This is a genomic window from Lentzea sp. NPDC051208 (assembly GCF_040682435.1).
GTDB classification, from domain to species: Bacteria; Actinomycetota; Actinomycetes; order Mycobacteriales; family Pseudonocardiaceae; genus Lentzea; species Lentzea kristufekii.
Genome location: NZ_JBFBAW010000016.1, coordinates 53,838 through 77,123, shown reverse-complemented (window position 1 = coordinate 77,123; position 23,286 = coordinate 53,838). Strand labels below are relative to the sequence as shown.

Sequence of the window (23,286 nt, the reverse complement as noted above, 5' to 3'; positions counted from 1 at the left end):
CAACTTCCGCAGAGTGGAATACTCTCGGGGTGGGAAGGAACGATCCACGATGTTCGACGCAAACCTGTCCATGCTCTTCACGGAGCTGCCGCTGCTGGAGCGTCCGGCCGCGGCACGCGCCGCCGGGTTCGACGCGGTCGAGATCTGGTGGCCGTTCGCGGACGCCGTACCCGAGACGCGGGAGATCGAGGCGTTCGAAGGCGCCATCGTCGACGCGCAGGTGCGCCTCGTGGGCCTCAACCTCTACGCGGGCGACATGCCGGCGGGAGACCGCGGCCTCGCGAGCTGGCCCGGCCGCGAGACGGAGTTCCGGACGAACGTCGAGATCACCGCGGCCATCGCGGCCCGCCTCGGCTGCCGCACGCTCAACGCGCTGCACGGCAACTTCGAGACCACCGCGCAGACCGTCTCCAACTACCGCTTCGCCGCCGACGTCGCGGCCGAGGCAGGCGCGCAGCTCGTGATCGAACCGCTGAGCGGCGCGCCGAAGTACCCGATCAAGACCGCCCACCAGGCGTTCGAGCTCATCGACGAGATCGACCGCGGCAACGTGAAGCTGCTCGCGGACCTCTACCACCTCGCCACGAACGGCGACGACCTCGACCTCCTCGCCGACCACGTCGACCGCATCGGTCACGTGCAGATCGCCGACGCTCCCGGACGCGGTGAGCCCGGCACCGGCGAACTAGACCTCTTCGGGCATCTCGCGAAGCTCCGCGCCAACGGCTACACGGGCTTCGTCGGCGCCGAGTACAAGCCCGTCACCGGCTCCTTCGACTGGAGGAACAACGCATGACCAGGATCGGATTCATCGGACTCGGCATCATGGGCAGCCCGATGGCGGCCCACCTCGTAGCCGCCGGGCACGACGTGACGGGCTTCGACCTCAGCCCGGCCTCGCTCGACAAGCTCGTCGCCGACGGTGGCAAGGCCGCTTCGAGCGCGCAGGAGGCCGTGAGCGGCGCCGAGGTCGTCATTACGATGCTGCCGAACCACCCGCAGGTCGAGGCCGTGATCGACGAGGTCGCGTTCGACGACGGCACGCTGCTGATCGACATGAGCACGATCCGGCCGTCCACGTCGATCGAGATCGCGAAGAAGCTGTCGCACGTCCGCGTGCTCGACGCGCCGGTCAGCGGCGGCCAGACCGGTGCGGTCCAGGCGTCCCTGAGCATCATGGTCGGTGGCGACGAGGCCGACTTCGCCGCCGCCAGGCCGTTCCTGGAGGTCGTCGGCAAGACGATCGTCCACGTCGGACCGCACGGCGCCGGCCAGGTCGTGAAGGCCGCGAACCAGCTGATGGTGGGCGGCATCTACGCCCTCGTGGCGGAGTCGATCGTGCTGCTGGAGGCGTCCGGCGTCGACCCGAAGGCGGGCCTGGACGTGCTCGCGGGCGGTCTCGCCGCGAACCGGATCCTCGACCTCAAGCGCGAGTCCATGATCGCGCGCGAGTTCCAGCCGGGCTTCCGGATCGACCTGCACCACAAGGACATGGGCATCGCACTGGACGCGGCACGCGCCGCCGACGTCGCGCTGCCGGTCACCAACCAGATCGCCGCGCTCGTCGCGGCGGCACGCGCGCAGGGTTACGGGTCGCTCGACCACTCCGCGCTGCTCAAGGTCATCGAGAACTTCGCGGGAAGGTCGTAGAACATGCCGAAGATCCCAGTCATGCAGGCGGTCGTCGAGGTCCTCAAGTCCGAGGGCATCGACACCGTGTTCGGCTGCCCCGGCGCCGCGATCCTCCCGCTTTACAAGGCGATGGAGCAGGACGGCTCGATCGAGCACCTCATCGTCCGGCACGAGGAGGGCGCGACGCACATGGCCGACGGCTGGTCGCGCACGACCGGCAACGTCGGTGTCGCCATCGGCACCTCGGGCCCGGCCGGCACGAACATGATCACCGGCCTCTACACCGCGCAGGCCGACTCCGTGCCGATCCTGTGCATCACCGGCCAGGCCGCGGTGTCGAAGCTGCACCAGGAGGCGTTCCAGGCCGTCGACATCGTCTCGATCGCCGCTCCCGTCACGAAGTGGGCGGTGCAGGTCAAGGAAGCCGCGCAGATGCCGTGGATCTTCCGCGAGGCGTTCCGGATCGCCCGCTCCGGCCGGCCCGGCCCGGTCCTGATCGACCTGCCGATCGACGTGCAGAAGCAGGAGATCGAGTGGGACTCCACGATCGACGAACCGTTGCCGGTGCCGAAAAGCGTGCCGTCCGACGCACGGGTCGAGCGCGCGCTGGAGATGCTGCTGGCCGCCGAACGGCCACTGCTGCTCGCCGGTGGCGGTGTCATCCTCGGCGAGGCGTCCGCCGAGCTGCTGGACCTGGCTGAGTTCCTGCAGATCCCGATCCAGGCCACGCTGATGGGCAAGGGCGCGGTCGACGAGGACCACCCGCTCTACGCGGGCATGACCGGCATCCAGACCTCGCAGCGCTACGGCAACGCGTCGTTCCTGGAGTCGGACCTGGTGCTGGCGCTGGGCGCGCGGTTCGGCGACCGGCACACCGGTGACCTCGCGACCTACCGAGGCGACCGCAAGTTCATCCACGTCGACGTCGAGCCGACGCAGATCGGCAAGGTCTTCGGGCCGGACCTCGGGATCGTGGCCGACACCAAGCTGTTCCTGCAGGCGTTGCTGGAAAAGGCGAAAGCGCGTGGTCCACGTGCGGCTGGTGAGTGGGTCGAGCGGTGCCAGGAGCTCAAGCGGACGTTGCTGCGGCGCGAGGACTTCGACACCGTGCCGGTCAAGGCACCGCGGGTCTTCAAGGAGATCAACGAGTTCTACGGCCCGGACACGTACTTCGTCACGGCCATCGGGCTCTACCAGATCTGGTCCGGCCAGCACCAGAAGGCGCACAAGCCGCGGCACTACCAGGTCTGCGGTCAGGCGGGCCCGCTCGGCTGGGAGATCCCGGCGGCGATCGGTGTGAAGAAGGCGCTGAAGAACTCCCCTGGGCGCGATGCCGAGGTCGTCGGCATCGTCGGCGACTACTCGTTCCAGTTCCTCGTGGAGGAACTCGCTGTCGGCGCCCAGTACGACGTGCCGTTCGTGCTGATCATGCTGAACAACGAGTACCTCGGCCTGATCAGGATGGCCGAGGACCACGGTGGCTACGACATGAAGTACGAGGTCGACATCCACTACGACACGAGCGGCTCGGACAACGTGAAGATCATGGAGGCCTACGGCTGCTCCGGTGTCCGGGTCGCCGATCCGAGCGAGATCCGCGCCTCGCTGGAGTGGGCGCGCAAGGAGGCCGACCGCACGTCGCGGCCGGTGCTCGTGGAGATCATGATCGAGCGCGAGGGCAACACCGCGAACGGCACGTCGATCGCCGCGATGAAGGAATTCGAGCCGCTGCCGTGACACGGGTGATCGTCGCGCCGGACAAGTTCAAGGGATCGCTCACCGCCCCGCAGGTCGCTGCCGCCGTCGCGCGCGGCCTGCGGGAGGCGGTCCCGAACGTGGACGTGCGCCTCCTCCCGGTGGCCGACGGCGGCGACGGCACCGTCGACGCCGCCGTCGCCGCCGGGTTCGTGAGGGTCGGGCGCTGGGTCACCGGGCCGGTGGGCAAGCCGGTGCCCGCGTCGTTCGCGGTCAGGGGCACGACCGCCGTGGTCGAGGTGGCCCCGGCGGCCGGGCTGACGTTGCTGGAGCGGCCCGCGCCGCTCGACGCCACCAGCCACGGCGTCGGTGAGCTGCTGAAAGCCGCTCTGGACGTCGGCTGCACCACGATCGTGCTCGGGCTGGGCGGCAGCGCGTGCACGGACGGTGGCGCGGGGATGCTGGAGGCGTTGGGCAAGGCGTCGTTCGAGGGCGTCGACCTGGTGCTGGCCTCGGACGTCGACAACCCGCTGCTCGGTCCCTCCGGCGCGGCGGCGGTCTACGGGCCGCAGAAGGGAGCCTCACCCGAACAGGTGGAGATCCTCGAAGCGCGGCTCTCCGAGTTCGCCCAGCGCATCGGACCGGAGCACGCGTCACTGCCCGGCGCGGGTGCGGCGGGCGGGATCGGGTTCGCCGCTCTCGCGGTGCTGGGTGCGCGGTTCCGGCCGGGCATCGAGGTCGTGCTGGAACTGGCCGGGTTCGCCGAGGCCGTCGCCGGCGCGTCGCTGGTGATCACGGGCGAGGGTTCGCTCGACGAGCAGACCCGGCACGGCAAGGCGCCGTACGGGGTGGTCAGGGCCTCGGGTGCCGTGCCGGTGGTCGCGGTGGCGGGCCAGTGCTCGGTCGAGCCCGGCGATCTGGGGCTGAAGGCCGCCTACGCGCTGCTGGACGTCGAACCGGACGTCGCGCGGTGCATGGCCCAGGCCGATGCACTGCTGGGCGTTCTCGGCGGTCGCATCGCCCGCGACTGGGTGTCAGAGTGAGTGCCATGGACCTGGTCTTCCGCGCCCGCAGGGTCGTGACCCCGCAGGGCGAGATCGCGTGCGACGTCGGTGTCGTCGACGGCCGGATCGTCGCGGTCGAGCCCCGGATCGACTCGCCCAACGTGGTGCACCTCGCGGACGACGAGGTGCTGCTGCCGGGGCTGGTCGACACCCACGTGCACGTCAACGACCCCGGCCGCAGCGAGTGGGAGGGCTTCGAGACCGCCACGCGGGCCGCCGCTTCCGGAGGCGTCACGACGATCATCGACATGCCGCTCAACAGCATCCCGCCGACGGTCGAGGTGGCGGCGCTGGAGGTCAAGCGCAAGGCCGCGGCGAACGTCTCGGTGGACGTCGGGTTCTGGGGCGGCATCGTTCCCGGCAACCTCGCGGACCTGAAGCCGTTGCACGAGGCCGGTGTCTTCGGCTTCAAGTGCTTCCTGCTGCACTCCGGCGTGGACGAGTTCCCGGCCGTCACGACCGACGAACTCGAAGTGGCACTCAGGCAGCTGGCCACGCTCGACGCGTTGACGATCGTGCACGCCGAAGACGCGCACACGGTTCGTGACTCCGAGCCGGACTACGCGGGCTTCCTGGCCTCACGGCCGCGCGAGGCCGAGAACAAGGCGATCAGCGACGTCGTGGCGTTGACCCGCAGGACCGGCGCACGGACGCACATCCTGCACCTCTCGTCGTCGGACGCGCTCTCGATCCTGGGGGCCGCCAAGCGCGAGAGCCTGCGGATCACCGCCGAGACGTGCCCGCACTACCTGACCTTCACCGCCGAGGAGATCCACGACGGGCAGACGGAGTTCAAGTGCTGTCCGCCGATCCGTGAGGCGGAGAACCGCGAGGCGTTGTGGCAGGGCCTGCGCGACGGGGTGATCGACCTGGTCGTCAGCGACCACTCGCCGAGCACGGTGGAGCTGAAGGAGGGCGACTTCGCGACGGCGTGGGGCGGCATCGCGTCGCTGCAGCTCGGTCTGCCCGCGGTGTGGACGGGCGCACGGGAGCGCGGCTTCAACCTCACCGACGTCGTCCGCTGGATGGCGACGCACCCGGCGCGTCAGGTCGGGCTGGAGACCAAGGGCGCCATCGAGGCCGGCAAGGACGCGGACCTCGTGGTGTTCGCGCCGGACGAGACCTTCGTGGTGGACAGGAACAAGCTCCACCACCGCAACCCGGTCACGCCGTACCACGGCCGTGAGCTGCACGGGGTCGTGCGCCAGACCTGGTTGCGCGGCAAGGAGATCAGCGAGGCACAGGGCAAGTTGCTACGCAGAGGAGAAGCATGACCGAGTGGACCCGGCTGCCCGATCTCGCCTCGCGCGCGGTCGGTGGTGGTGTGGTGTGGGCGAACGACGAGCTGTTCGCCGAGCGGGAGAACCTGATCAAGCCCGCCGAGCCGGTCTACCAGACCTACACCTTCGGTCACAAAGGCCAGGTGTACGACGGCTGGGAGACCCGCCGCCGTCGTGAGGCCGGCGTGGACCAGGCGGTGGTCCGGCTCGGCATGCCCGGCGTCGTGCGCGGGATCGTCGTCGACACGGCGTTCTTCAAGGGCAACTACCCGCCGTTCTGCTGGGTCGAGGGCGCGCAGGTCGACGGCTACCCGTCGGCCGACGAGATCACCGAGTGGTTCCCGCTCGTCGAACGCACCGCGCTGAAGGGGGACGAGAAGCACTTCTTCGACGTCACCGAAGGACGCCGCGTCACGCACGTACGGCTGACCATCGACCCGGACGGCGGTGTGGCTCGGTTGCGCGTGCACGGCGAACCGCTCGCCGACCCGCGTCTGCTCGTGGGTGGCATCGACCTCGCCGCGCTGGAGAACGGCGCTGTCGTCACCGGCTGCAGCAACATGTTCTACAGCTCGCCCAACAACCTCATCGCCCCTGGTCAGGCCACGGTCATGGGGGAGGGCTGGGAGACCGCGCGCCGCCGTGACGACGGCAACGACTGGGTGTCGCTCCGGCTCGCCGCCCCCGGCGTCGTGCAGCTCGTCGAACTCGACACCAGCCACTTCAAGGGCAACGCGCCGGGCTGGGCGTCCGTCCGCGGCTGCGACGAGCGCAAGGACCCCGACGCGTGGTTCGACCTGCTCGCGCGCACCCGGTTGCAGCCCGACACGCGGCACCGGTTCGTCGTGGCCGCGACCGAGGCGACGGCTGTGCGGCTGGACATCTATCCGGACGGCGGAATGGCACGCCTCCGAATCCTCGGCACCCCTACGAGTGACGGCCTAACCCACCTGCGGGAAGTGTGGGCCAAAACGACTAACTGACGGTGGTTGTCCAACCACGGTCTGATTCGGGTCCCTACCCAGGTTGGTTGTTTGCGTCACACGATCGGTGGAAGCGTTCCTCCCGCAAGTTCGGGGATCCAGGGAGGAATTCCATGCAACCGATGGTGCGCGCCTTTGGTGCCGCGATCGCCAGTTCTGCATTGGTTCTAGGTGCGAGTCAGGTCGCTGTCGCGGCTCCGGAAGGGCAGCCGGAGTACGAGGTCCGCGCGGTCGACTGGAAGCCGTGTGCGGAGGTGCCGACGGTCGACTGCGGCTTCCTCGAGCTGCCGATCGACTACGCCAAGCCGAACGGTGAGAAGTTCCAGCTGGCCGTGTCCCGCCGCAAGGCGAGTGACCCGTCCCAGCGGATCGGCGCGATGGTGATCAACCCCGGTGGGCCGGGCGGTTCGGGCGTCGACTTCTCGATGTTCGCGGACCAGTACTTCAGCAAGGAGATCTCGGACAAGTTCGACATCATCGGGTTCGACCCGCGTGGTGTCGCGCGCAGCCAGCCGATCAAGTGCTCGGCGGAGGTGCTGCAGCGGCAGCCGTCCGAGTACCCGAAGACCAAGGCCGAGTTCGACCAGCTGGTCGCGTTCAACAAGGAGCTGCGCGCGGACTGCCGCGAGGTGTCCGGGCCGATCTTCGATCACGCCTCGACGAAGGACGTCGCGCACGACATCGACTCCATCCGCCGGGCGCTGGGCGAAAAGAAGATCAACTTCTACGGCATCTCGTACGGCACGATCATGGGTCAGCACTACGCGGAGCAGTACGGCCGCAACATCCGCGCCATGATCATCGACTCGAACATGGACCACAGCGTCGGCACGTGGAAGTTCCTCGAGACCGAGGCGCGTGGCGCGAACGACATGTTCAACGAGTGGGTCAAGTGGAGCGACCGGACGCCGTCGTCGCCGTTCTACGGCAAGGACCTGCGGGCGATCTGGAAGGACCTGCTCGCCAAGGCCGACCGCGGTGAGTTGAAGGACGAGACCGGCCGTGTGATCACGGCGGAGAACCTCGGTGGCAGCATCGTGGGCATGGGTTACGGCCCTGCCTTCAAGCAGTTCGCCGACTACATCGCCTCGCTCGTCCAGGGTGCACCGGTGGACCGCAAGGCGTTCGCGGAGGGTGAGACGTTCGAGAACCCGTTCGCGGGCATCTTCTGCAACGACTACAACCTGCGCGTCGGCTCGTGGGGCGAGTACCAGGCGCTCAACGCCATGGAGAACCGGGTCGCGCCGAACACTCGCGGTTCGTCCATCGGGCACGGCGCCATGATGGCCTGCGTCGGGTTCCCGAAGGCCGCGAACCCGCAGCACCCGCTGAAGATCAAGAATGCTCCGAAGATCCTGCTGACCAACGCCAGGTACGACCCGGCGACGGTCTACGAGTGGGCGGTCAACGCGCACAAGCAGTCCCGTGACACCACGGTCTTCGTCACCTACGAAGGCTGGGGCCACGGCGTCTACGACCGCAGCGAGTGCACGCTGAAGATCAACAACGAGTACCTGGTCTCGCTGAAGCTCCCGCGCAACGGCACCTCGTGTGCCGCCGTCGAGCCGCCGGCCGAGGCGTCGATCATGTCCGCGAAGCCGCGGATCCCGGCGGGCCCGTTCTCGGTCCGCTAGCGCTCGTCAGTCGCGACGCCCCCGGTGTTCGTGCCGGGGGCATCGTGGTGTCACGAGCGACTTCGATCGACGAGGCCCGCGTCCCCGGAAAGAAGGAGCCGGGCGCTACTTCTCGTGACCACTTCGCCGCCGTGAGGTGGCCGAATCGAGTCCGTGAACGGCGCGAAACGCGGACGTAACAACGTCGGCCCCACAGTTCACCTCCGCGAAACGTTGCGCGTAAGTGCGTGAAACAGGACATCTCGATGCTCCCTGCAACCGACGTGCAGTGGAGGTCGAAGTGGATACAGGGGACACCGCCTGGGTGCTCACCAGCGCCGCATTGGTGCTGCTGATGACGCCGGGCCTTGCCTTCTTCTACGGAGGCATGGTCCGTTCGAAGAGCGTGCTCAACATGATGATGATGAGCCTGGGCGCCATGGCCGTGGTCGGTGTCCTCTGGGTGCTGTTCGGGTACTCGACGGCATTCGGCGCGGACCTCGGCGGAGGCCTGCTGGGCAAGCCGTTCGAGTTCTTCGGCCTCGACGGGCTGCTCGCCGCCGACTCGCTGGTCGGCAAGCTCCCGAGCACCGTGTTCGTCGCGTTCCAGGCGATGTTCGCGATCATCACGGTCGCGCTGATCTCCGGTGCGATCGCCGACCGTGCCCGCTTCGGCCCGTGGCTGCTGTTCGCCGGCCTGTGGGCGACGATCGTGTACTTCCCGGTCGCGCACTGGGTGTTCGACTTCGACGGCAAGGACGAGGCCGGCAACGTCGTCGACCCCGGTGGCTGGATCGCCAACAAGCTCCTCGCGATCGACTTCGCCGGTGGTACTGCGGTGCACATCAACGCCGGTGCCGCGGGTCTGGCTCTCGCGATCGTGCTCGGCAAGCGCGTCGGCTGGCCCAAGGAGCCGATGAAGCCGCACAGCCTGCCGCTGGTCGTGCTCGGTGCCGGTCTGCTGTGGTTCGGCTGGTTCGGGTTCAACGCCGGTTCGGCCCTGGGCGCGAACGGCACCGCCGGTGTCACCTTCATCAACACCCTCGTCGCCACCTGCGCCGCGATGCTCGGCTGGCTGCTGACCGAGCGCATCCGTGACGGCAAGGCCACCACGCTCGGTGCCGCGTCGGGTGTCATCGCCGGTCTGGTCGCCATCACCCCGGCCTGTTCCGCGGTCACCCCGGTCGGCGCCATCGCGATCGGCGCGATCACCGGTGTCCTCTGCGCCCTGGCGGTGTCGCTCAAGTACCGCTTCGGCTTCGACGACTCGCTCGACGTCGTCGGCGTGCACCTCGTCGGTGGTCTGTCCGGCACGATCCTGATCGGTCTGTTCGCCAGCGAGGCGGCCCCGGCCAAGATCAACGGTCTGTTCTACGGCGGTGGCGTCGACCAGCTCTGGCGTCAGGCGGTCGGTGCGCTCGCGGTGCTCGGGTACTCGTTCGTGCTGAGCCTCGCGCTCGGTTACCTGGTGAAGTTCACCGTCGGGTTCCGCGCGTCGGAGGAGGCCGAGGTCGCCAGCATCGACGAGGCTGAGCACGCTGAGCGCGCCTACGAGTACGGCAGCCTCACCAGTGCGCGGGGTACCGGCAAGCCGAGCGTGGCCGCGGGCGCGACCGCGGTTCTCGAGGGGAGCAACAAGAAATGAAGCTGGTCACCGCGATCATCAAGCCGTTCACCCTGGACGACGTGAAGGGCGCCCTCGAACAGCTCGGGGTGCTGGGCATGACGGTCAGTGAAGTGCAGGGCTACGGGCGCCAGAAGGGCCACACCGAGGTCTACCGCGGTGCGGAGTACTCGGTGGACTTCGTGCCCAAGATCAAGATTGAGGTCGTCATCGACGACACCGCCGTCGAGAAGGTGCTGGAAGCGGTGGTCGAGGCCGCCCGCACCGGCAAGATCGGCGACGGCAAGGTGTGGGTGACTCCGGTCGAAACCGTCGTCCGTGTGCGCACGGGCGAACGTGGATCGGACGCGCTCTAACAACATAGGAGACGGCCCGTGGAGAACAACGAAACGGCCGTCGTCACGGCTGACGACCTGGTGCGAGCCCGCGAGAGGCTGCTCGTGCCAGGTCGTCGTCGCTTGGCCGCCGAACCGCTGCGCGAGGCACTCGTGGACCTGCACGAGTTCTGGCTGACCAAACATGCGGGGGGAGCGGGGGTATCCGGACCGGGTATCGCGCTCGTGGCGGTCGGCGGGCTGGGGCGGCGTGAGCTCGTGCCCTACTCCGACCTGGATCTGGTCCTGGTGCACAACGGCGTCAAGAACGTCGACGAGATCGCCGAGAAGCTCTGGTATCCACTGTGGAACTCCGGCATCGGGCTCGACCACTCGGTGCGCACCGTGGGGGAAGCTCTGAGGGTCGCCGCCGGTGACCTGAGAACCGCGCTGGGGCTGCTGGACATCCGGCACATCGCGGGTGATCCCGAGATCACCCAGAAGCTCGCCGAAGGCGCGAAGCAGGCGTGGCGCGGCAACGTCCGCAACCGGCTGGACGAGATGGCCGAGTCGTCGCAGAAGCGCTGGGCGCGCGGCGGCGAGATCGCGCACCGCGTCGAACCCGACCTGAAGCACGGCCGCGGGGGACTGCGGGACCTCACGCTCCTGGACGCGCTGTCGCTCGCGCAGCTGGTCGACCGGCCGTCCGCGGACGTCGACGAGGCGCGCCGGTTGCTGCTGGACGTGCGCACCGAACTTCGCCGGGTGGCGCGGAAGCCTCGTGATGTGCTGCGGGCGCAGGACGGCGACGAGGTGGCCTCCGCCCTGGGGCTGGCGGACCGGTTCGCTTTGGCCCGTTCACTTTCTTCTGCCGCACGCACGGTCGTGTACGCGTTCGACGTGGCCATGCGGGCCGCTCGTGCCGCCGCGCCGAAACGCGGGCTGGGGGCGTTCCTGCGCGGTCAGCCACCGCGCAGGCCGCTGGACGAAGGCGTTGTGCTGCACGGTTCTGAGGTCTCGCTCGCTCGTGACGCGATTCCCAGCCGTGATCCGGCGTTGTTGTTGCGAGTCGCGACGGCGGCGGCTCGCAGCAAGCACCCGATCGCGGCTGGAACGCTGGCGCGACTCGCGGACTCGGCGCCGGAGTTGCGCCAGCCGTGGCCGCGCGAGGCCCGCGAGGAGCTGCTGGCGTTGCTGGGCAGCGGAAGCGGACTCGTGGACGTCGTGGAGGCGTTGGACCGCACGGGGTTGTGGGGCCGGCTGTTCCCCGAGTGGGGTGCGGTGCGCGACCTGCCGCCGCGCGACGCCGCGCACATGTGGACGGTCGACCGGCATCTCGTGCAGACGGTCGCCCACGCGGCACGGCTGGCGACGACGGTGGCGAGGCCCGACCTGTTGTTGCTGGGCGCGTTGATCCACGACATCGGCAAGGGGCGGCAGCAGGACCACTCCGAGGTCGGGGCCGCGCTGGCGACCCAGATCGGGGAGCGCATCGGGCTGTGGCCGCAGGACGTCGAGACGTTGTCCGCGATGGTGCGGCACCACCTGTTGCTGCCGCACACCGCGACCCGCCGTGACGTCGAGGACGAGGCGACCGTGCACCGGGTGGTGGAAACCCTCGGCGGCGACCCGATCCTGCTGGAGCTGCTGCACGCGCTGGCGGAGTCGGACTCCATCGCGACCGGGCCGGGGGTGTGGACGGACTGGAAGGCCGCGCTGATGGCCGACCTGGTCTCCCGTTGCCGCAAGGCGATGGCGGGGGAGGCGCTGCCCAAGCCGGAACCGCTCGACCCCGGGCACGTGGCGATGGCGGAACGCGTTGCGGCGTCGGGAAAACCGGACGTGCTGCTGGAGAAGCAGGACCACGTGGCGGTCGTGACGGTGATCGCGCCGGACCGGCCGGGCCTGCTGTCCAAAGCCGCCGGTGTGCTCGCGTTGAACTCGCTGGAGGTCCACGCGGCGACGTTGCGCGGGCACGGCGGTGCGACGGTCGACGCGTTCACGGTGTCGCCGCGGTTCGGCTCGCTGCCCGACGCCACCCTGTTGCGCGAACAGCTCTCCAGGGCGATCGAGGGGTCGTTGTCGCTGGCCGACAAGCTCACCGCGAAGGAACGCGACTACGGCGGCCCGCCGCTCGACCCGCCGCCCGCGAAGGTGCTGTGGTTCGACGACGAGGCGACCGGCGCGGTGGTGCTGGAACTGCGTGCCGCCGACCGGATCGGCCTGCTGCACCACGTGGCCGGGGCGCTGGAGCAGTGCGGCGCCGACGTGCAGTGGGCGCGTGTGTCCACACTGGGAGCGACGGTCGTCGACTCGTTCAGCATCGCGGGCGCGGACCTCGACCGGCGCCGGATCGAACGGGCGGTGCTCGACGCCGCCAGGTAGAGGTTGAGTAGCTCTACGCACAACCTCTCCGGGTGCTCACGCTCCTGCGGGCCGCTGATACCGGGCAATGTTCGTGGTGTCCGGAAAGCGTCCTCGAGGGGTGGATCGCTTCCCGGACTGGGAGAGGTGGTGGTGCGCGGTGACGGCGCCGGGGGAGGTACCGGGCACCCGCACCACCGCCGATTCCCTCGTCCGGCAACGAGACAGGTTCCTGGACGTCACCGGCACCTACCTCGCCGAGATCCGGCACCAGAACCCCGTGCATTTCGGCGGAAACGGGACCAAACTGAACGAGAGGGATGGTCGAGACGTCTTCTAGGACATGACCGCCGTGTTGAACACGCAGATCGCAGTCGTCCGAGTGCAGCCGCGCTCGCTGGTAGTCCTCGCCGGAATCCCCGGCGCGGGCAAGACGACCCTGCTCACCCGCCTCGACGCGGACGAGCCGGTCACCGTGCTCGACTCCGACCAAGTGCGCGCGTGGCTGGAGCCGCGCGTACCGCTGCCGTACAAGTACTGGCGCGTGTTCGTGCACCTCACACACCGGATGCGCGTCTTCTGGGCGGCACTGTTCTGCACGGGCCTGCTGGTGGTGCACGAGCCGTCCACCCGGCCCGGCACGCGGTTCATGCTGGTGCTCGCCGGCGTGCTGTCGGGACGTTCCCGACACTTCCTGTGGCTGGACGCCTCGGCGGCCCAGGCCCTTGACGGCCAGATCGCCCGCAAGCGCGTCGTGCGCACCCACGCGTTCGAACGCCACGTCCGCCGTGGCTCGTCCATGCGCGCGCAGTTCGAGGCGGGCTGGGTGCCGTTCGGATTCAGCAGCGTGACGCTCCTCACCCGTGCGGGGACCTCGGGTGGTCTGCGCATCATGGTGTCGTGATCAAGGCCGTCCTGTTCGACTTCGCGGGCACCCTCTTCGGGCGCCCTGCCTACCGATGGCTCTCGCCGCCGCACCTCTCGGTGCTGCGCGCACCGGCGCCGTACGTGGCGCGGATGAACGCCGCCGAGCGCGCGGTGTGGGACGCCCGCGACCTGACCGCGCTGGCGAACCGGTCGGCCCACTGGATCCTGTTCCGCCTCGCCGGGCTGAGCTTCGACGACGCGCTGTTCCAGCGCCTGCACAACCCGGCGTTCTGGCTGCCCTACGCCGACACCGCCGCCGCGCTGGAGGCCGCGCGGCCCCTGAAGGTCGGGGTGCTGAGCAACATCTCGTGGGACATCCGGCGGGTGTTCGCGCGCGAGTCGCTGTCCGTGGACGCCTTCGCGTTGTCCTACGAGCTCGGCGTGTCGAAGCCGTCCGCCCGCGCGTTCGACGCCGCCTGCGTTCGCCTGGACGTGGAGCCGTCCGAGTGCCTGTACGTCGGTGACGACCCGGTCGCGGATGGAGCAGCGGTGGCGGCGGGCCTGCGGTTCGCGCAGATCTCCACTGCTCCGGTCGGCCGCCGCGAGCCGGTGCTCCTGCGGGCCCTGGCGAGCCACGGGATCGGGTGAACGTTCGGTTAGCTAGTCTGGACGACGTGTTCTCCACGCTTTCCGACCGGCTGACCACGGTTCTCCAGGGCCTTCGCGGCAAGGGCCGGCTCAGCGACGCCGACATCGACGCGACCGCCCGCGAGATCAGGGTCGCCCTGCTCGAGGCCGACGTCGCGCTGCCCGTTGTGCGCAACTTCATCGCGAAGGTGAAGGAGCGCGCCAAGGGCGCCGAGGTCCACCAGGCGCTGAACCCGGCGCAGCAGGTCGTGAAGATCGTCAACGAGGAGCTCGTCAACGTCCTCGGCGGCGAGACCCGCAGGCTGAACCTCGCGAAGAACCCGCCCTCGGTGATCATGCTGGCGGGTCTGCAGGGTGCCGGTAAGACGACGCTCGCAGGGAAGCTGGCCAAGTGGCTGAAGGGCCAGGGCCACACCCCGCTGCTCGTCGCCGCCGACCTGCAGCGCCCGAACGCGGTGACGCAGCTCCAGGTCGTCGGTGAGCGCGCGGGCGTGCCCGTCTTCGCCCCCGAGCCCGGCAACGGCGTGGGCAACCCCGTCGAGGTCTCGCGCCGCGGCATCGAGGAGGCCAAGGCCAGGCAGCACGACATCGTCCTCGTCGACACGGCCGGCCGGCTCGGTGTCGACGAAGAGATGATGCAGCAGGCCATCGACATCCGGGCCGCGGTGAACCCGGACGAGATCCTGTTCGTGGTCGACGCGATGGTCGGTCAGGACGCGATCAACACCGCCACGGCGTTCCGCGACGGTGTCGGTTTCACCGGTGTCGTGCTCACCAAGCTCGACGGCGACGCCCGCGGTGGTGCCGCGCTGTCGGTCCGCGAGGTCACCGGCCAGCCGATCCTCTTCGCGTCCAACGGTGAGAAGCTCGAGGACTTCGACGTCTTCCACCCGGACCGGATGGCGTCGCGCATCCTCGGCATGGGTGACGTCCTCACCCTGATCGAGCAGGCCGAGCAGCACTTCGACCAGGACCAGGCCGAGAAGGCCGCGGCGAAGCTGCACTCCGGCCAGTTGACGCTGGAGGACTTCCTCGAGCAGATGCTCGCGATCCGCAAGATGGGCCCCATCGCGAACCTGCTCGGCATGCTGCCCGGCGCCGGTCAGATGAAGGACCAGCTCGGCATGCTGGACGAGAAGCACCTCGACCGCATCCAGGCGATCATCCGCGGCATGACCCCGGCCGAGCGCGACGACCCCAAGATCATCAACGGGTCCCGCCGGCTGCGCATCGCGAACGGCTCGGGCGTCAAGGTCAGCGACGTCAACGACCTGGTCAACCGCTTCTTCGAGGCCCGCAAGATGATGGCGTCGATGGCCGGCCGGATGGGTTTCGGCGGCGGTGGCGGCAGCAAGACCCGCAAGGGCAAGAAGGGGAAGAAGGGCAAGGGCGGACGCGGCCCGACGCCTCCCAAGGTCAAGGGCGGCTTCCCGGGGATGCTGCCCGGCGGCCTGCCCGGCGGCTTCCCCGGCATGCCGCCCGGCGGGATGCCCGACCTGTCGAAGCTCGGCGGCAGCATGAACGAGCTCCCGCCCGGTTTCGACCCGTCGAAGTTCAAGTTCGACGGGGACGACAAGAAGAAGTGACCATGCACCTGCGCGGCGTCGTCCTCCCGGACGGCGAGCCGCGAGACCTGTGGGTCGTCAACGGCCGGGTCCGCACCCGGCCGGTGCCGGGCGCGCAGACCGTCGTCGACGGCGGGTTCCTCGTGCCGGGCCTGGTCGACGCGCACTGCCACGTCGGCCTGGGCCCGCAGGGCGGTGTCGAACTGCCCGAGGCCGTCGAGCAGGCGATCACCGACCGCGACGCCGGCACGTTGCTGATCCGCGACTGCGGCTCACCGATCGACACGACGCCGTTGCAGGAGCGCCTGGACCTGCCGCGGATCATCCGCGCGGGCAAGCACATCTCCCGGCCGAAGCGCTACATCCCGCACATCAGCGTGGAGGTCGAGTCCGACCTGGCGACGGCGGTCGCCGAGCAGGCCGCGTACGGCGACGGCTGGGTCAAGCTCGTCGGCGACTGGATCGACCGCGGCGAGGGCGACCTCGCTCCACTCTGGACGGACGACGAGCTGGCCCAGGCCATCAAGGTCGCCCACGACGCCGGTGCGAAGGTCACGGCCCACGTCTTCGGCGAGGACGCGCTGCCGGGCCTGATCAACGCGGGCATCGACTGCATCGAGCACGGCACCGGCCTGACCGACGACACGATCGCGCTGATGGCCGCGCGCGGCACCGCGCTGGTGCCCACGCTGATCAACATCGAGACGTTCCCCGGCATTGCGGAGAAGGCCGGCAAGTACCCGAAGTACGCGAACCACATGCGTGATTTGCACGCCCGCGTCTCGACCACGGTGGCGTCCGCGATCGAGGCGGGTGTCCCGGTCTACGCGGGCACCGACGCGGGCGGTGGCATCCGGCACGGCCGCATCGTCGACGAGATCGTCGCGCTGCACGGCGTGGGGATGAGCGCTGTGGACGCCATCGGCGCCGCGTCGTGGGGTGCCCGCGAGTGGCTCGGCTTCCCGTCGCTGACCGAGGGCGCGGCCGCGGACATCGTCGTCTACGACGAGGACCCGCGGGAGAACCTGGAGACTCTCCGGTCGCCACGCATGGTCATGCTCCGGGGCCGCATCCACTAGGCGTGCTGGGCCAGCGCGCCCACCTGGTACGAGCCGCCCTTCTGGCGCGTGATGACGGCCATCCGGTTGGCGGCGTTGATCAGCCCGAGCAGGCAGACCAGCGCCGCGACCTGCTCGTCGTCGAAGTGCTTGCGCACGTTGTCCCAGGTCTCGTCGCTCACGCCCTCCCGCGTGAGCACGGTGCCCTCCTCGGTGAACGCCAGCGCGGCCTGCTCGGCCTCGGTGAACACCGTGGTCTCGCGCCAGCCGGCGACCAGGTGCAGCCGCAGCGGGTCCTCGCCGGCCGCGATGGCCTCCTTGACGTGCATGTCGAGGCAGAAGCCGCAGCCGTTCAGCTGGCTCGCCCGCAGGCTGACCAGTTCCGCCGTGGTGGCGGGCAGCGACGTCTGGTGCACGGCCTGCCCGAGGCCCGCGAACCGCTTCGCGATCTTGCTGCCGGTCTCGGTGCCGAAGAGGTTGAAGCGCGGTTCCATGATCTTTCCTCCCTCGTGGACTTGCTTGACGACCACGAGATGCCGGCGACCCGTTCCGTGTGACTGTGATCCGGCCCACTGTCACAACGCCCGGCCGGCTGGTGTCTTGTGACCATGGATGCCGCCACCGACGCGTTCGTCAGCCACCGCAACCTGCTCTTCACGATCGCCTACGAGATGCTCGGCTCCGCCGCCGACGCGGAGGACGTGCTGCAGGAGACGTGGCTGCGCTGGGCGGGCGTCGACCACGGCAGCGTGGAGAACCACCGCGCCTACCTGGTCCGGATCGTCACCCGCCAGGCCCTCGGCCGCCTGCGCACCTTGGGCCGCCGCAAGGAGTCCTATGTGGGCTCCTGGCTCCCGGAGCCGTTGCTCACCGCCCCGGACGTAGCCGAGGACGTCGAGCTCGCCGACAGCGTGTCGATGGCGATGATGCTGGTCCTCGAAACCCTCACCCCGACCGAACGGGCGGTCTTCGTCCTGCGCGAGGTCTTCGACGTGGACTACGACGAGATCGCGACGGCGCTCGGCAAGAACCCGGCCGCGGTCCGCCAGATCGCCCACCGCGCCCGTTCCCACGTCGCCGCCCGCCGTCCGCGCGAGGTCGTGACGCAGGCGGCGTCCCGCGAGGCCCTGGCCGCGTTCCAGCGCGCCACCGAGACGGGAGACCTCCAGGCCCTGCTCGACCTCCTCGCGCCGGACGTCGTGTTCCTCGGCGACGGCGGCGGCGTGAAGCAGGCCGTCCCCCGCCCCGTGACGGGGTCCTCGAAGGTCGCGCGGATGCTGCTCGGCGGCCTGCTGAAGGTGACCGGCTGGACGATGGAGCCGGCCCAGGTCAACGGTTGTCCTGCGTTGGTCGTGCGGTTCGGCGGCGAACTCGACACGGTGCTCGCGGTGCGGGTGGAGGACGGGTTGATCAGCGGTCTGTACGCGGTGCGCAACCCGGCCAAGCTCTCGCACATGACCGAGGAGACGACCCTGCGCCGTTGATCAGCAGGTCACGTCGGCCGCAGGGGGTTTAGTCCCAGCCTTTGTACGCCGATCCATCCACCAGGAGTAGGACACCCGGCGGGGACCCGATCTGACCATCTTTTGACCAGATGCTCGGCCGGGTTTCCGCCGGTGCCGCACAGTAGCCTCGCATTCTGGGGCCGGCGGCGTCGATCGCGAGGTGGCTGATCATGAGGGTGGCATTGCCCGCTGTTCCACCGCTGGTAGCCGCGGTGTGACTAAATTGCAGAGCGTGAGTGAGCCGGAATCCCTGAAGCCGAAGCGCGGCTTCATCGAGAGCGTGCGGGACATCAGCCGCAACCCGGAGCCCGAGAGGGTCGGCCAGCGCTGGGGATTCGGCGCGTTCCTGCTGGTGGAAGCGGTTTTCATCCTGAGCGCCGTGTTCATCACGGCCGTGGGGGCCAGCTTCGGCGCGACGCTGGAGACCTCGACGTCGCTCGTGCTGGTCGGCTCGCTGGTGCCGATCATGCTCGCGGCCGCGGTCGCCATCCTGATCACGTACGTGCGCGGCAACGGTCCCGTCATCGACCTGCGGCTGAGCCTGACCAAGGCGGACGTCGTCTTCGGTCTCAAGATCGGCGTCATCGGCCTGGTCTTCACCTACGCCGCCGCCACCGTGTGGGCGAAGATCGTCGGCAAGGACAACGCCACGAGCGCCATCGGCGAGCTCTTCAGCAACGCGAACCTGCCGCTGGCCGCCGCCATCACGATGTTCCTCTACATGAGCTTCATCGGCCCGATCTGCGAGGAGATCATCTTCCGCGGGCTGCTCTGGGGCGCGGTCGAGCGGCAGGGCTGGAGCAGGTGGGCCGCGTTCGTGCTGACCACGGTGATCTTCGCGCTCAGCCACCTCGAACCGCAGCGCACCTGGCTGCTCCTCGTGATCGCCATCCCCATCGGCGTCGCCCGCCTGATCACCCGCAGCCTCGGGGCGAGCATGGTGGCGCACGTGCTGAACAACTTCCTGCCCGGACTGTCCCTCCTGCTCCTGTCGGTCGGTGTCCTCTGATGGACCTGAACAGCGACCTCGGCGAGGGCTTCGGCATCTGGAAGCTCGGCGACGACGCCGCGCTGCTGGGCGTCATCACCAGCGCGAACGTCGCGTGCGGCTTCCACGCCGGTGATCCGTCCACGATGCGCAAGGTCTGCGAGGAAGCCGCGAAGAACGGCGTGAAGATCGGCGCCCAGGTGAGCTACCGCGACCTGGCCGGGTTCGGCCGGCGGTTCATCGACGCCGACCCGACCGAGCTCGCGGACGAGGTGCTCTACCAGATCGGCGCGCTCGATGCGTGCGCACGAGCAGCAGGCACTGAGGTCGTGTACGTGAAGCCGCACGGCGCGCTCTACAACGCCACGGTGCACCACGAGAAGCAGGCCGAGGCGGTCGTGAACGGCACCAAGGCGTTCAAGGACCTGCCGATCCTCGGCCTGCCCGGCTCCCAGTTGCTGGAGAGGGCCTCGCTAGCGGGCTTGAGGCCCGTCCAGGAGGCGTTCGCCGACCGCGGCTACACGCCGGAAGGCACGCTGGTCCCGCGCGGCCGGCCGGACGCCCTGCTCACCGACACCGCGCAGATCGTCGAACGGGCCACCCGGCTGCTCGAGGGCGAACTCGTCGCGGTCGACGGCACCGTCCTCAAGACGCAGGCGGAGTCGTTGTGCGTGCACGGCGACACGCCCGGAGCGGTCGCGCACGCGCGTGCGGTTCGGGAAGCGCTCGGCACCGTGACACCGTTCGTGTAGGACCCGATTCGGATCCGCCGGTCCCCATCTGGCACAATTGCCCGCTGTCCGTCGTGGCCGGCCCCTCTGCCCGGGCCACGACTGTGCGAACCACCAACACAGAGTTCGAGGAGTACCAGGCCAATGGCCGTCAAGATCAAGCTTCAGCGTCTCGGCAAGATCCGCCAGCCGTACTACCGCATCGTGGTCGCCGACGCGCGCACCCGTCGCGACGGCAAGGCCATCGAGACGATCGGCAAGTACCACCCGAAGGACGAGCCGTCGTTCATCGCGGTCGACTCCGAGCGTGCGCAGTACTGGCTGGGTGTCGGCGCGCAGCCGACCGAGTCGGTCCAGCGGATCCTCGAGATCACCGGTGACTGGCAGAAGTTCAAGGGCCTGCCGGGCGCCGAGGGCACCCTGAAGGTCAAGGAGCCGAAGACGTCGAAGGCCGACCTGTTCGCCGCCGCTCTGGCCGCCGCGAACTCGGAGCCGATGACCGACGCCACCACGCCGAAGGCGAAGAAGGCCAAGAAGGCCGACGACGCCCCCAAGGCTGAGGCCGAGGCGCCCAAGGACGAGGCGTGAGTTTGTTGGCTGACGCCCTCGAACACCTCGTTCGCGGCATCGTCGACCACCCGGAGGAAGTCCGGGTGAACCTCGTCACGACCCGCCGCGGCCGCACCCTCGAGGTCCACGTCCACCCGGACGACCTCGGCAAGGTGATCGGTCGTGGCGGTCGCACCGCGACGGCTCTGCGCACCGTGATGGCCGGTATCGGCGGTCGTGGTGTGCGGGTCGACGTCGTCGACACCGACCGCTGAACGAAGCTGCAAAGGGCAAATGGACGTCGTCGTCGGCCGCGTGGCCAAGGCGCACGGGATCACCGGTGAACTTTCCGTTGACGTGCGCACTGATTCACCCGAAATGCGGTTCGCGCTAGGAGCCACGCTCCAGGCGAAGCTGCGTGACGGCACGTCCCGAAGCCTCACCGTGTCAGCCGCCCGGCCTCATGCCGGGCGGCTGCTCGTGCGTTTCGAGGAAGTCGTGACACGGGACGTCGCGGAGTCGTTGCGCGGCACGTTGCTGCTGGGCAGCACCGACGACCTGCCGCCGATCGACGACCCGGACGAGTTCTACGACCACGAGCTCGAAGGGCTCGCGGCCGAACTCGTCGACGGTACGAAGATCGGCACGGTGAAGGAGATCCTGCACGGTCCCGGCGGTGAGCTGCTCGTGGTCATCCGTGACCAGGGGGAGGCGCTCATCCCGTTCGTGCGCGAGATCGTGCCCACCGTGGACGTGCGCGGCGGTCGTGTCGTGATCGATCCGCCAGAGGGCCTGCTCGATGCAGATTGACGTCGTCACGATCTTCCCCGAGTACCTCGCGCCGCTGCGCGCGGCGTTGCTCGGGAAGGCGATCGACAAGGGCCTGATCAGCGTCGGCGTGCACGACCTCCGCGACTGGACCCAGGACGTGCACAAGGCTGTCGACGACAGCCCGTACGGCGGTGGGCCCGGCATGGTCATGAAGGCCGACATCTGGGGTCCCGCCCTGGACGACGTGTGCACGGACGAGACGCGTCTCGTCGTGCCGACGCCGGCCGGGCGTCCGTTCACGCAGGCGGTCGCGCACGAGTACGCGAACGAGTCGCACCTCGTGTTCGCGTGCGGTCGCTACGAGGGCATTGACCAGCGTGTGGTCGATGACGCCGCACGGCGCGTCCGCGTCGATGAGGTGTCCATCGGTGACTACGTGCTGGTCGGTGGTGAGGTGGCGGTGCTCGCGATCGTGGAAGCGGTCGCGCGGTTGCTGCCCGGGGTGCTCGGCAACCCGAAGTCGCACGCCGAGGACTCGTTCCAGGACGGGCTGCTCGAAGGGCCGAGCTACACGCGGCCCGAGGTGTGGCGCGACCTGGCGGTGCCGGACGTGCTGCGTTCCGGCAACCACAGGCTGATCAACCGCTGGCGCCGTGACCAGTCACTCGCCAGGACCTTTGAAAGGCGTCCCGACCTGCTGGAATCGTTGCCGGCGGACGCGTTCGACAAGCACGACCGAGCCCTGCTCGCGCGCCTGCGCGAGGGTGGGGACTAGCCCGATTTCATTCCGGAGTGCCTGGTCTGGCACACTGGAACAGTTGCCGAAGCCGGTGTGATACCGGCGTGCGCACACAAGCCGACCCCCATCATGTCGTGCACAGCCATGGAGCATGCTCTGGGGAGTTCAAAACACGTGAGGAACCACCGATGAACATCCTGGACGCGCTTGACGCCCAGTCGCTGCGCACTGACATCCCGGCCTTCCGCGCCGGTGACACGCTGAAGGTTCACGTCCGCGTCATCGAGGGCTCGCGCGAGCGCGTCCAGGTGTTCCAGGGCGTCGTGATCCGTCGTCAGAACGGCGGCATCCGCGAGACCTTCACCGTCCGCAAGGTCTCGTTCGGTGTCGGTGTCGAGCGCACGTTCCCGCTGCACTCCCCGAACATCGCCGAGGTCGAGGTCGTCACCCGCGGTGACGTGCGTCGCGCCAAGCTGTACTACCTGCGCGACCTGCGCGGCAAGGCTGCCAAGATCAAGGAGAAGCGCGAGGCCCGTCCGGTCTCCTGATCGGTGGCTTCGAGCCCAGAAGACTTCGAGGACGCCTCCGCTCCGGATGAACCGGAGCGGGGGCGTACTCCTGTCTGGAGAGAAATCCTCTACGTCGTCGTGACGGCCGTCGTGCTGACGGTGCTGATCCAGGCGTTCGTGGCGCGGGTCTACGTGATCCCCTCGGCGTCGATGGAGAACACGCTGCACGGCTGCACCGGCTGCGAGAACGACCGCGTCCTGGTCGACAAGCTCACCTACGGCTTCAGCGACATCGAGCCGGGCGAGGTGGTCGTGTTCCGCGGCCCCGAGGCGTGGACGTCGGCCGACTTCCGCGGCACCCGCTCGACCAACCCCGTCGCGGGTTTCGTGCAGAACATCGGTTCGCTGCTGGGCATCGCCCCGGCGAACGAGCGCGACTTCGTGAAGCGCGTGATCGCGTTGCCCGGCCAGACCGTGATGTGCTGCGACGAGCAGCACCGTGTCGTTGTGGACGGCAAACCGCTCGACGAGCCGTACGTGCATTGGCAGGCCGGTACTTCGCCCGCCGACCACGAGCCGTTCGCGCCGATCCGCGTACCGGATGGACGGTTGTTCGTGATGGGGGACAACCGGATGAACTCCACCGACTCGCGCAAACAGGGCGGCGGGGGCGTAGCGGGCACCGTGCCGGTCGAGAACGTCATCGGGAAGGCCCGGTACGTCGTTTTCCCGAAAGATCGGTGGAGTGTTGTGTCGGATCACAACCCCCAGCCCCTAGGCTGATCTC

24 protein-coding genes and 1 pseudogene are annotated in these 23,286 nt (G+C 69.1%); 24 read left to right on the top strand and 1 reads right to left on the bottom strand.

Annotated features, from left to right (window positions below; translation table 11 throughout):
• Positions 1-49: 49 nt before the first annotated feature.
• The 15 genes from AB0M48_RS33195 (at position 50) to AB0M48_RS33125 (ending at position 16,728) form a co-directional block, all read left to right on the top strand.
• Positions 50-796 carry a TIM barrel protein gene (locus tag AB0M48_RS33195; RefSeq protein WP_363849452.1) on the top strand — a complete coding sequence of 249 codons (747 nt, stop codon included), beginning with the start codon at positions 50-52 and terminating at the stop codon, positions 794-796.
• Complete coding sequence (locus AB0M48_RS33190; RefSeq protein WP_363849451.1) at positions 793-1,650, top strand: NAD(P)-binding domain-containing protein; 858 nt, start codon at positions 793-795, stop codon at positions 1,648-1,650. Before AB0M48_RS33195 ends, AB0M48_RS33190 begins: the two co-directional genes overlap by 4 nt.
• Before the next feature lie 3 nt (positions 1,651-1,653).
• Positions 1,654-3,369: a glyoxylate carboligase gene (gene gcl / locus AB0M48_RS33185; protein ID WP_363849450.1), complete on the top strand. Its 1,716-nt coding sequence runs from the start codon at positions 1,654-1,656 to the stop codon at positions 3,367-3,369.
• Complete coding sequence (locus AB0M48_RS33180; RefSeq protein ID WP_363849449.1) at positions 3,366-4,370, top strand: glycerate kinase; 1,005 nt, start codon at positions 3,366-3,368, stop codon at positions 4,368-4,370. The genes gcl and AB0M48_RS33180 overlap by 4 nt, the downstream gene beginning before the upstream one ends.
• Before the next feature lie 5 nt (positions 4,371-4,375).
• A complete protein-coding gene (allB, locus tag AB0M48_RS33175) occupies positions 4,376-5,665 on the top strand; it encodes an allantoinase AllB (RefSeq protein WP_363849448.1) in 1,290 nt (429 codons plus the stop codon).
• Positions 5,662-6,654 carry an allantoicase gene (gene alc, locus AB0M48_RS33170; RefSeq protein ID WP_363849447.1) on the top strand — a complete coding sequence of 331 codons (993 nt, stop codon included), beginning with the start codon at positions 5,662-5,664 and terminating at the stop codon, positions 6,652-6,654. Before allB ends, alc begins: the two co-directional genes overlap by 4 nt.
• 113 nt (positions 6,655-6,767) lie before the next feature.
• Entirely contained in the window at positions 6,768-8,288 is a 1,521-nt protein-coding gene (locus tag AB0M48_RS33165) for an alpha/beta hydrolase (protein ID WP_363849446.1), read from the top strand.
• A 280-nt stretch (positions 8,289-8,568) separates the two neighbouring features.
• Positions 8,569-9,912, top strand: a complete 1,344-nt coding sequence (locus tag AB0M48_RS33160; RefSeq protein WP_363849445.1) for an ammonium transporter — start codon at positions 8,569-8,571, stop codon at positions 9,910-9,912.
• The gene (locus AB0M48_RS33155) at positions 9,909-10,247 is read left to right on the top strand and encodes a P-II family nitrogen regulator (protein WP_030479675.1); all 339 of its coding nucleotides are present in this window, start codon (positions 9,909-9,911) and stop codon (positions 10,245-10,247) included. The genes AB0M48_RS33160 and AB0M48_RS33155 overlap by 4 nt, the downstream gene beginning before the upstream one ends.
• Before the next feature lie 18 nt (positions 10,248-10,265).
• Positions 10,266-12,590 carry a [protein-PII] uridylyltransferase gene (locus tag AB0M48_RS33150; RefSeq protein WP_363849444.1) on the top strand — a complete coding sequence of 775 codons (2,325 nt, stop codon included), beginning with the start codon at positions 10,266-10,268 and terminating at the stop codon, positions 12,588-12,590.
• Positions 12,591-12,690: 100 nt separating this feature from the next.
• The gene (locus AB0M48_RS33145; RefSeq protein ID WP_363849442.1) at positions 12,691-12,909 is read left to right on the top strand and encodes a hypothetical protein; all 219 of its coding nucleotides are present in this window, start codon (positions 12,691-12,693) and stop codon (positions 12,907-12,909) included.
• 3 nt (positions 12,910-12,912) lie between these two features.
• On the top strand, positions 12,913-13,473 hold the full coding sequence (locus AB0M48_RS33140; protein WP_363849441.1) for an AAA family ATPase: 561 nt from the start codon (positions 12,913-12,915) through the stop codon (positions 13,471-13,473).
• Positions 13,470-14,084 (top strand): HAD-IA family hydrolase, encoded by a 615-nt coding sequence (locus AB0M48_RS33135; protein ID WP_363849440.1) that lies wholly within the window; start codon positions 13,470-13,472, stop codon positions 14,082-14,084. The genes AB0M48_RS33140 and AB0M48_RS33135 overlap by 4 nt, the downstream gene beginning before the upstream one ends.
• Positions 14,085-14,110: 26 nt before the next feature.
• Positions 14,111-15,670 carry a signal recognition particle protein gene (gene ffh / locus AB0M48_RS33130; RefSeq protein WP_363849439.1) on the top strand — a complete coding sequence of 520 codons (1,560 nt, stop codon included), beginning with the start codon at positions 14,111-14,113 and terminating at the stop codon, positions 15,668-15,670.
• A gap of 2 nt (positions 15,671-15,672) precedes the next feature.
• A complete protein-coding gene (locus tag AB0M48_RS33125; RefSeq protein ID WP_363849437.1) occupies positions 15,673-16,728 on the top strand; it encodes an amidohydrolase family protein in 1,056 nt (351 codons plus the stop codon).
• On the opposite strand, the gene AB0M48_RS33120 is transcribed toward AB0M48_RS33125, so the two are convergent.
• Positions 16,725-17,201, bottom strand: a complete 477-nt coding sequence (locus AB0M48_RS33120; protein WP_090066755.1) for a carboxymuconolactone decarboxylase family protein — start codon at positions 17,199-17,201, stop codon at positions 16,725-16,727. The genes AB0M48_RS33125 and AB0M48_RS33120 overlap by 4 nt on opposite strands.
• Before the next feature lie 114 nt (positions 17,202-17,315).
• On the opposite strand from AB0M48_RS33120, the gene AB0M48_RS33115 reads away from it, so the two are divergent.
• The 9 genes and pseudogenes from AB0M48_RS33115 to lepB form a co-directional block, all read left to right on the top strand.
• Entirely contained in the window at positions 17,316-18,191 is an 876-nt protein-coding gene (locus AB0M48_RS33115; RefSeq protein ID WP_363849435.1) for an RNA polymerase sigma-70 factor, read from the top strand.
• Positions 18,192-18,444: 253 nt separating this feature from the next.
• The gene (locus tag AB0M48_RS33110; protein ID WP_363849433.1) at positions 18,445-19,221 is read left to right on the top strand and encodes a type II CAAX endopeptidase family protein; all 777 of its coding nucleotides are present in this window, start codon (positions 18,445-18,447) and stop codon (positions 19,219-19,221) included.
• Entirely contained in the window at positions 19,221-19,952 is a 732-nt protein-coding gene (locus AB0M48_RS33105; RefSeq protein ID WP_363849432.1) for a 5-oxoprolinase subunit PxpA, read from the top strand. Before AB0M48_RS33110 ends, AB0M48_RS33105 begins: the two co-directional genes overlap by 1 nt.
• A 123-nt stretch (positions 19,953-20,075) precedes the next feature.
• Positions 20,076-20,519, top strand: a complete 444-nt coding sequence (rpsP, locus tag AB0M48_RS33100) for a 30S ribosomal protein S16 (RefSeq protein WP_319982443.1) — start codon at positions 20,076-20,078, stop codon at positions 20,517-20,519.
• Positions 20,516-20,755 (top strand): RNA-binding protein, encoded by a 240-nt coding sequence (locus AB0M48_RS33095; RefSeq protein WP_090066400.1) that lies wholly within the window; start codon positions 20,516-20,518, stop codon positions 20,753-20,755. Before rpsP ends, AB0M48_RS33095 begins: the two co-directional genes overlap by 4 nt.
• Before the next feature lie 19 nt (positions 20,756-20,774).
• Positions 20,775-21,290: a ribosome maturation factor RimM gene (gene rimM, locus AB0M48_RS33090; protein ID WP_363849430.1), complete on the top strand. Its 516-nt coding sequence runs from the start codon at positions 20,775-20,777 to the stop codon at positions 21,288-21,290.
• The gene (gene trmD, locus AB0M48_RS33085) at positions 21,280-22,026 is read left to right on the top strand and encodes a tRNA (guanosine(37)-N1)-methyltransferase TrmD (RefSeq protein WP_363849428.1); all 747 of its coding nucleotides are present in this window, start codon (positions 21,280-21,282) and stop codon (positions 22,024-22,026) included. The genes rimM and trmD overlap by 11 nt, the downstream gene beginning before the upstream one ends.
• A 152-nt stretch (positions 22,027-22,178) precedes the next feature.
• A complete protein-coding gene (rplS, locus tag AB0M48_RS33080) occupies positions 22,179-22,538 on the top strand; it encodes a 50S ribosomal protein L19 (RefSeq protein ID WP_363849426.1) in 360 nt (119 codons plus the stop codon).
• Between the two features lie 3 nt (positions 22,539-22,541).
• Positions 22,542-23,270 (top strand): annotated as a pseudogene (gene lepB / locus AB0M48_RS33075) (signal peptidase I); the annotation flags it as partial.
• Positions 23,271-23,286: the final 16 nt, after the last annotated feature.

What these genes read in the sequence shown, in the direction of transcription:
- AB0M48_RS33195 (WP_363849452.1), top strand. Translation starts at nt 50, where the DNA reads ATGTTCGACGCAAACCTGTCCATGCTCTTCACGGAGCTGCCGCTGCTG.
- AB0M48_RS33190 (WP_363849451.1), top strand. Translation starts at nt 793, where the DNA reads ATGACCAGGATCGGATTCATCGGACTCGGCATCATGGGCAGCCCGATG.
- gcl (WP_363849450.1), top strand. Translation starts at nt 1,654, where the DNA reads ATGCCGAAGATCCCAGTCATGCAGGCGGTCGTCGAGGTCCTCAAGTCC.
- allB (WP_363849448.1), top strand. Translation starts at nt 4,376, where the DNA reads ATGGACCTGGTCTTCCGCGCCCGCAGGGTCGTGACCCCGCAGGGCGAG.
- alc (WP_363849447.1), top strand. Translation starts at nt 5,662, where the DNA reads ATGACCGAGTGGACCCGGCTGCCCGATCTCGCCTCGCGCGCGGTCGGT.
- AB0M48_RS33165 (WP_363849446.1), top strand. Translation starts at nt 6,768, where the DNA reads ATGCAACCGATGGTGCGCGCCTTTGGTGCCGCGATCGCCAGTTCTGCA.
- AB0M48_RS33155 (WP_030479675.1), top strand. Translation starts at nt 9,909, where the DNA reads ATGAAGCTGGTCACCGCGATCATCAAGCCGTTCACCCTGGACGACGTG.
- AB0M48_RS33140 (WP_363849441.1), top strand. Translation starts at nt 12,913, where the DNA reads ATGACCGCCGTGTTGAACACGCAGATCGCAGTCGTCCGAGTGCAGCCG.
- AB0M48_RS33125 (WP_363849437.1), top strand. Translation starts at nt 15,673, where the DNA reads ATGCACCTGCGCGGCGTCGTCCTCCCGGACGGCGAGCCGCGAGACCTG.
- AB0M48_RS33120 (WP_090066755.1), bottom strand. Translation starts at nt 17,201, where the DNA reads ATGGAACCGCGCTTCAACCTCTTCGGCACCGAGACCGGCAGCAAGATC.
- AB0M48_RS33115 (WP_363849435.1), top strand. Translation starts at nt 17,316, where the DNA reads ATGGATGCCGCCACCGACGCGTTCGTCAGCCACCGCAACCTGCTCTTC.
- AB0M48_RS33105 (WP_363849432.1), top strand. Translation starts at nt 19,221, where the DNA reads ATGGACCTGAACAGCGACCTCGGCGAGGGCTTCGGCATCTGGAAGCTC.
- rpsP (WP_319982443.1), top strand. Translation starts at nt 20,076, where the DNA reads ATGGCCGTCAAGATCAAGCTTCAGCGTCTCGGCAAGATCCGCCAGCCG.
- rimM (WP_363849430.1), top strand. Translation starts at nt 20,775, where the DNA reads ATGGACGTCGTCGTCGGCCGCGTGGCCAAGGCGCACGGGATCACCGGT.
- trmD (WP_363849428.1), top strand. Translation starts at nt 21,280, where the DNA reads ATGCAGATTGACGTCGTCACGATCTTCCCCGAGTACCTCGCGCCGCTG.
- rplS (WP_363849426.1), top strand. Translation starts at nt 22,179, where the DNA reads ATGAACATCCTGGACGCGCTTGACGCCCAGTCGCTGCGCACTGACATC.